This window comes from Acidovorax sp., from assembly GCF_046339755.1.
In the GTDB taxonomy this organism is placed as follows: Bacteria; Pseudomonadota; Gammaproteobacteria; order Burkholderiales; family Burkholderiaceae_C; genus Acidovorax.
In genome coordinates, this window is record NZ_JBKDTZ010000406.1 from 21,126 (window position 1) to 27,802 (window position 6,677).

7 protein-coding genes are annotated in these 6,677 nt (G+C 68.0%); all 7 read left to right on the top strand.

The window, feature by feature from the left end:
* The first annotated feature begins 37 nt into the window (after window positions 1–37).
* The 7 genes from wrbA (at window position 38) to ACK59X_RS34975 (ending at window position 6,568) form a co-directional block, all read left to right on the top strand.
* Window positions 38–667 carry an NAD(P)H:quinone oxidoreductase gene (wrbA, locus tag ACK59X_RS34945; RefSeq protein WP_409964172.1) on the top strand — a complete coding sequence of 210 codons (630 nt, stop codon included), beginning with the start codon at window positions 38–40 and terminating at the stop codon, window positions 665–667.
* Window positions 667–1,851: a CynX/NimT family MFS transporter gene (locus tag ACK59X_RS34950; protein WP_409964174.1), complete on the top strand. Its 1,185-nt coding sequence runs from the start codon at window positions 667–669 to the stop codon at window positions 1,849–1,851. The genes wrbA and ACK59X_RS34950 overlap by 1 nt, the downstream gene beginning before the upstream one ends.
* A gap of 105 nt (window positions 1,852–1,956) precedes the next feature.
* Complete coding sequence (locus tag ACK59X_RS34955) at window positions 1,957–3,015, top strand: hypothetical protein (RefSeq protein WP_409964176.1); 1,059 nt, start codon at window positions 1,957–1,959, stop codon at window positions 3,013–3,015.
* Window positions 3,012–3,995, top strand: coding sequence for a hypothetical protein (locus ACK59X_RS34960; RefSeq protein WP_409964178.1), 984 nt, complete (start codon window positions 3,012–3,014; stop codon window positions 3,993–3,995). Before ACK59X_RS34955 ends, ACK59X_RS34960 begins: the two co-directional genes overlap by 4 nt.
* 383 nt (window positions 3,996–4,378) lie before the next feature.
* A complete protein-coding gene (locus tag ACK59X_RS34965; RefSeq protein ID WP_409964180.1) occupies window positions 4,379–4,540 on the top strand; it encodes a hypothetical protein in 162 nt (53 codons plus the stop codon).
* Window positions 4,541–4,779: 239 nt separating this feature from the next.
* The gene (locus ACK59X_RS34970) at window positions 4,780–5,817 is read left to right on the top strand and encodes an RNA polymerase subunit sigma-70 (protein ID WP_409964182.1); all 1,038 of its coding nucleotides are present in this window, start codon (window positions 4,780–4,782) and stop codon (window positions 5,815–5,817) included.
* Window positions 5,818–5,920: 103 nt separating this feature from the next.
* Window positions 5,921–6,568: a dihydrofolate reductase family protein gene (locus tag ACK59X_RS34975; protein ID WP_409964184.1), complete on the top strand. Its 648-nt coding sequence runs from the start codon at window positions 5,921–5,923 to the stop codon at window positions 6,566–6,568.
* Window positions 6,569–6,677: the final 109 nt, after the last annotated feature.

The window sequence follows — 6,677 nt, forward strand, 5'->3', positions numbered from 1 at the left end:
GCCGATACTTGGCCCATCCAGATACGGAGGTTCATCCATGGCGACCCGGGGTCTCGTTCTCTACTATTCCTCCTACGGCCACATCGCATCCATGGCCACTGCCGTGGCCGAGGGCGTGCGCAGCCTGGGCAACGGCGCCCATGCGGTCGTCAAGCGCGTTCCCGAACTGGTGCCCGAGCAGGTCGCGGCCAAGGCCGGTTACCAGACCACCTCGGATGTGCCCGTGGCCTCGGTGGCGGAGTTGGCCGAGTACGACGCCATCGTGATCGGCACCCCTACCCGCTTCGGAAATATGGCCGCGCAGATGAAAAATTTTCTTGACCAGGCCGGTGGCCTGTGGGCGCGCGATGCGCTGGTCGGTAAGGTGGGCAGCGTGTTCACATCCACCGGCAGCCAGCATGGCGGGCAGGAATCGACCATCCTCTCCACGCACACCGTGTTGCTGCACCTGGGCATGGTGATCGTGGGCCTGCCCTACAGCTTCAAGGGCCAGTTGCGCATGGACGAGGTTACCGGCGGCTCGCCGTATGGCGCCAGCACCCTGGCCGACGATGGCCACGGTGGCGACCGCCAGCCCAGCGCCAACGAGCTCGAAGCCGCCCGCTACCAGGGCATGCATGTGGCGCGCATCGCCAGGGCGCTCGGGTTTGCGCAAGGGGTGGCGTGATGCAGGGGAGTGCACCACCACCCGCCCTGCCCTGCACCGACTGGCGCGCCGTCGCCGTGGTGGTGGCCGCCGGCGTGGCCGCATCCTTCCACCTGGGCAAGGTGGCCATCACGGCACCGCAGCTGCAGGCCGGCCTGGGGCTCAGCCTGTCCATGCTGGGCGCCCTGGGCGGCACCTTCGCCATGCTGGGTGCCGTCGGCGGCGTGCTCGCGGGGTCGATGGTGGCACGCGCAGGCGCGCGCCGCATGCTCGTGCTGGGCCTGGCGGCCACGGTGCTGGGCACCCTGCTCGCCGTGCTGTCCGCCAGCTATGCGGTGCTGCTCGCCTCGCGCGTGGTCGAGGGGCTGGGCTTTGTGCTCATCACCGTGGCCGGGCCCACCGTGCTCGCGCGCCAGGTGCAGGCTATTGACCGCAGCCGTGCCATGGCGCTGTGGGGCTGCTTCATGCCCACCGGTATCGCGCTGGCCATGCTCACCGGGCCGTGGTTCGGCGGCTGGCACAGCCTGTGGGCTGCGGCGGCGCTGGGCTCGGGCGCCATTGCGGTACTGGTGCTGTGGACCGTGCCCCGCGCCATGGACACGCATGGCGCGGCGGCCGGGCCGCGCGCACGCATTGCCGAGGTAGGCCGCGGCCCCGCGCTGGCCTTGGCCACCACCTTCCTGCTCTACAGCCTGATGTTCTTTGCCCTGTTCAGCTTTCTGCCGGTGCTGCTGCAGCAGCGCCTGCAGGTGGAGGCCAGCACGGTGGGCCTGCTCGCGGCGCTGGCCAGCGCGGCCAACATCGTGGGCAACCTGGCCGCCGGTGCCCTGCTGCCGCGCCTCGGCCGCACGGTGCTGGGCACGGCCGCCGCGGCTGCAATGGGGCTGTGCGCCCTGGGCATCTTCGTGCCGGTGCTGCCCCCGTGGGCCGCCTTTGTGCTGTGCCTGGTGTTCTCGGCCATGGGTGGGCTGGTGCCGTCCAGCCTGCTGTCGTCGGTGCCGCAGGTGACAGCCACGCCCGCCCACGCTGCGCTGGCCGTGGGCCTGCTCATGCAGGGCAGCAACCTGGGCCAGGCGCTCGGGCCGCTGCTGGTGGGCAGCGTCGTGGACCGCCATGGCTGGCCGGCCGCAGCGGTGTGCGTGGCGCTTGCGGCACTGGCGATGGGGGTCACGGTCAGGTGGCGCGCAGCGGCCGGGCGCCCTTAGCAATATTCCCGGCAGGACCAGCGCCCGCCAAAGCATGGGGCGCATTTCGGTGGACCAGGCAACCGGTGTAAATTCGCTCCCGTTGTCCCCAAATCAGGAGCACGCGTGAGAAATTCCGGCACACAACTGGCAGCCAGGCTGGCGCTGGCCCTGCCGTTGCTGTGTGGGCCCATGCTGCCCGCCCACGCGGGCGAAATGGCAGAACGCAAAGAGATTGCGGAGCTGTTCACCAAGAGCTTTGCCGCCAGCGACTTCAGCACGCTGGACACCTGGTACAGCAAGGCCCGGCGGGACAATTCACGCCTGCCGTCAGGGGACTTTCGGGCGGATCGGCTCGTGCAGTCGATCGCGTTTGGCGAGCCACCCGCCATGCGCCCCTGCACGGAGTTTCGCTGCTCTCGCGTCAATGATGACTACTGGCTTGCACAGCAGCAAAAAGCCAGGGTGTGGCTGGGCCAGCAGCCCCAGTCCACACTTGCCGCACTGACGCTTGCCAAGGCCTATGACGCCCAGGCCTGGGAGTACCGGGGCGCCGGTTTCGCCAACAACGTCCGAGAGGAGGACATGCTCAAGTTCCGGGACCTGGCGAACCAGGCGGTGCAGATCCTGTTCACGCATGCGGAGCATGGGCGCAAGGACCCCAATTGGTGGAGCCAGTTGCTGACCTATTCGCGGTATACCCCGATGGGCCAGAAAAATCTGGCCAAACTCGCACACGACGCCCTGGCCGCGTTCCCCGGGAATCCGGGCATCTACGCCAGCCTTGCAGACAGCCTCACGCCCCAGTGGGGAGGCAGTTACGAAGCCATTGCCGGCCTGGCTGCACATGCCGTTGAAAACACCGAGGCCGAAGAAGGCCAGAGCATGTACGCACGCATCTATGGGTCCGCGTATGGACTGCTCTCCAAACGGGGCACGGCCGTCTTTGCCCGCCCGGATGTGAACTGGCCCCGCATTCGGGCGGGCTTTGACGACCTGGTGCAGCGCTACCCCGACAGCACCAACCTCAACACTTACGCCCGCCTGGCCTGCATCAGCGCTCTGGACAAAAAAACCACCGCGCAGCTGCTCCAGCGCATTGCCCAGGAGGTCGAGCCCCAGGTGTGGCAGAGCAGGTCGGAATTCAGGCGCTGTCAAAACTGGTCGCGCGAGGCAAGCCCATGAAGCTGCTCCGATCCCTGGTCCTTGCTGCAGTACTTTGCGTAGGTGGCGCCTGCGCTGCCAAGCCAACCCTGCTGGACTATCTGGATCTCTACAAGCTACTGGAGAACAAGGAGTTCTCCCAACTGGACGCCCGTTATGCGATGGCCGCCGGCCTGGAGGCCGATGCATCGGGCGTTTCGGGCAGCGACCTGTTTTTCCTGGGCATGCAAGCGGGCATCGGGCGCCGGGACGATGTCGCCCGGGCTGCGGCAGCACTCAAGCTCGCCAGGCAATGGGTGGCCTCAGCGCCTCGCAGCGTGCCGGCAGCGATTGTCATGGGCCGAATCATCGTCCGGGACGCCCCCCGAATCGCCGACTGGACGGAACAGGGGCGGCTGATCGCTGAAGCACTGAAGGCACTTGAAGCCGTCAAGGAAAGCAATGCCCAGAAAGACCCGGCCTGGACATCCACCTACGCCAGGCTGATATCCCTGGATGGCGCGACACCGTCACAGGTGATCGAGCTGACCAGGAACCAGCTGGCCGGCATGTCGGAGCCTGGAGAATGGTTCTTTGAAGAAATCGTCGGTGCACTGGAACTCAAGAGCACCGAAGCCCTCCCCGAATTGCGCGAACTGGCCACGCTCGCCGTGCACAGGTCCGACAAGGCCAGGGGCACCTCCATGCTTGCAGTGATCTACACCAGCGCATTCGATGCACTCCCCGCACTGCGGAGCAATCCCTTCAAGGCGGGGATGCCCGATTGGCAGACGATGGACCGGGCCTATACAGATCTGAACAAGCTCCGCCCGGATCGGGTCATCCAGATCCATCAGGCCGCTCTGGCCTGCAAGGCCCAGGACAAGAACCGCACCGCCGAACTCCTGGACCTGTTGCCTGCCCCCAGCTCCATGGACCAACTCACCTGGGCCCCCTGGGGCGGGGACGTCTTTCGCAGCCGCTGCGAGGAGTGGGTACGTGGCGACAGTATGCCCGCCTGAAGCCTGCCTTCCCTGCGCCAAAGCACGGTGCTGGCAAAGCAGGCAACACCCTGGCGAAGGCACCCGTTCTCCGCCTGGCCCCCCGCTCAGCCCCTGGCCGGCCCTGATGTCCAGGTGACTCTGGTGTGCCGTGGCCAGACGCCCGAAGCAACATTCTCTGCAGGCCCCCCCCACCACGGCCGACCAAGCGGCCAATGGGGTGCGCCATCCGCGTTCTGCTCGCTGCATTCCCGGCCTTGCTCCCACCGGGTGAACCCGCAATGGCGCCCCTGAAAGTTTTGCCCATCAAAACTTCAACAGAAGGTTTTGACGGCAAGAACGGCAATCCCTAGATTGCAGGCATTCCCACCGTTTCACCCCAAGAAACACCGAGAAGCACTGCCATGCCCCTGCCGCCCGATCCCGATCCGTCGTCACCCGCAGCCATGACGGCGCCAGCACCTCCTCCGTGGAGCGTGCATGTGATCGAGGCCCTGCACACCCTGCGCATCGCCCCCTGTTCGCCGGCGTGCGCGGCGACCCGCCGCTCGACGTGGCTGCCCTGACCCAGTCGCCATGGCCGTGGGCGCGGTGATGGTGGGCGCCAACGGAGCCATTGCCTCGAAGGACCTGAACCCCGTGCTGGTAGGCGCCGAGGGCGAAGGGACGGTGGTGGTGGATGCGCCGGTGGAGCGTGCAGCACCCGCCGGCGCAAGCGCCCCCACGGGCAAGACCCACAGCCCCAGGGCAGAAGTCGCACAACCGGCCAGAGCCACCATGGGATGCGCAGGCGTCAGAATGCGCCATGCACCCCGACACCGCGTCAGACCCCGCCGCAGCCCAGGCCGAGTACCTGCAGCGCGCGCGTGCCGGCGACACCGCCGCCTTCGACCGGCTGGTGGCCCCGCACCGCCGACCGCTGCACACCCACTGCTACCGCATGCTGGGCTCGCCCTTCGATGCCGATGATGCGCTGCAGGAGACCCTGCTCGCCGCCTGGCGCGGCCTGGCCGGCTTCGAGTCGCGCAGCGCGCTGGGCACCTGGCTGTACCGCATCGCCACCCACGTCTGCCTGCGCCTGATGGCGCAGCGCCCGCGGCGCATCACCTCGGCGGACCATGGCCCGCCCCTGCTGAGCACGGCCGAGCTGGGCGAGCCCGTGGCCGGGCCGGTGTGGCTGGAGCCACTGCCCGATGCGGAGTGGGCTGCCACCGCTGCAGAGGACCCGGCCGCCGCCCTGCAGCGCCGCGAGCATGTGGCGCTGGCCTTTGTGGCCGCGCTGCAGCACCTGCCCGGCAACCAGCGCGCCGTGCTGCTGCTGCGCGAGGTGCTGGAGTATTCGGCGGCAGAGGCGGCCGAGCTGCTGGGCACCTCGGTCGCATCGGTCAACAGCGCCCTGCAGCGCGCGCAAAAAAAGGTGCGGGAGCGCATTCCCGCAGCCCAGGCGCTACCGCCACCCGGTAGGCAGGATGGGTTCGATGGCCTGCTGGCGCGCTTCGTCGCCGCCTGGGAACAGCGGGACATCGCCGCCATGTCCCGCCTGCTGGCCGAAGATGCGCGCTTCACCATGCCGCCACTGCCCTCATGGTTCAGCGGCCGCCCCATGGTGCTGGCGTTCTTTGCCGAGCGGGTGTTCCAGACGCCCTGGCGCCTGCAGCCGCTCCATGGCAACGGCCACCAGGGCTTTGCCTGCTACATGCAGCAGCCTGGTGAAGACCATTTCAGCCCCGGCGGCGTGGTGCTGCTGCGCCTGCACCAGGGGGAGCCGTTGATCGAATCCATCGACAGTTTCATCGACCCGGCCGTCTGCCGCCGCTTCGGCATGCCCGACCAACTTTCCTGAAAAAGAGCTCGCCAGACCGATGAGTTCGCTCCCTGGCATGTCTCCAAAGCAATGACACGCCCCGGACAGGCCGGGCGCGTGGTTCATTCAGGAGATTTTTTCCATGGCCCAGCTCATCGTCAGCATCCTCAGTTCACTCGACGGCTACTGCGCCGGCCCCGGCGGCACGCTCACCGGCCTGCCCATGGGTGCCGCCTTCGACGCGCACAACCTCGACTGCCTGCGCCGCGCCGGCACCCTGCTCTTCGGCGCCACCACCTACCCCATGTTCGAGGGCTACTGGCCCCAGGTGGACCGCGGCCCGGGCAGCGACCCGGTGCAGCGTGAAATCGCCGAGCGTGTGGATGCGGCCCGCAAGCTGCTCGTCAGCGACCACCTGGCGCTGCGGCCCGACGCACCCTGGGCCGGCACCACCACCGTGGTCCCGCGCGCGCAGGCGCATGCGCACATTCGCCAGCTCAAGGCCGCGCCTGGGCCGGATCTGCTGATCTATGGCAGCCACCTGCTGTACTGCGACCTGCTCGCGCACGGCCTGGTCGATGAACTGCACCTGCTCATTGCCAACGTGCTGCTGGGCGAAGGCGTGCCCACCTTCGAACCCGGCCTGGCACAGCAATGGGCGCTGCGCGGCCAATGCCGGCTGCCGCAATCGGACATCGTGGCCCTGCACTTAGAACGTGTTTACGATCTTCACGGGGTCGCGCAAGTACCGTGCCGGGGTGGGATGGCAGGCGCGGGGTGCCGCCCCTAGCGCGGCGATTGCGACCGCCCTGGCAGAAAACGGCGCCGACGTGGCCTTCACCTACCGCAGTTCGCCCGACAAGGCGCTGGCGGTGGCAAAGTCCATCGAAGGCACCGGG

Excerpts from the sequence above, each read along its gene's own strand:
- ACK59X_RS34975 (WP_409964184.1), top strand. The coding sequence starts at position 5,921 with ATGGCCCAGCTCATCGTCAGCATCCTCAGTTCACTCGACGGCTACTGC.
- ACK59X_RS34960 (WP_409964178.1), top strand. The coding sequence starts at position 3,012 with ATGAAGCTGCTCCGATCCCTGGTCCTTGCTGCAGTACTTTGCGTAGGT.
- ACK59X_RS34970 (WP_409964182.1), top strand. The coding sequence starts at position 4,780 with ATGCACCCCGACACCGCGTCAGACCCCGCCGCAGCCCAGGCCGAGTAC.
- ACK59X_RS34965 (WP_409964180.1), top strand. The coding sequence starts at position 4,379 with ATGCCCCTGCCGCCCGATCCCGATCCGTCGTCACCCGCAGCCATGACG.
- ACK59X_RS34950 (WP_409964174.1), top strand. The coding sequence starts at position 667 with ATGCAGGGGAGTGCACCACCACCCGCCCTGCCCTGCACCGACTGGCGC.
- wrbA (WP_409964172.1), top strand. The coding sequence starts at position 38 with ATGGCGACCCGGGGTCTCGTTCTCTACTATTCCTCCTACGGCCACATC.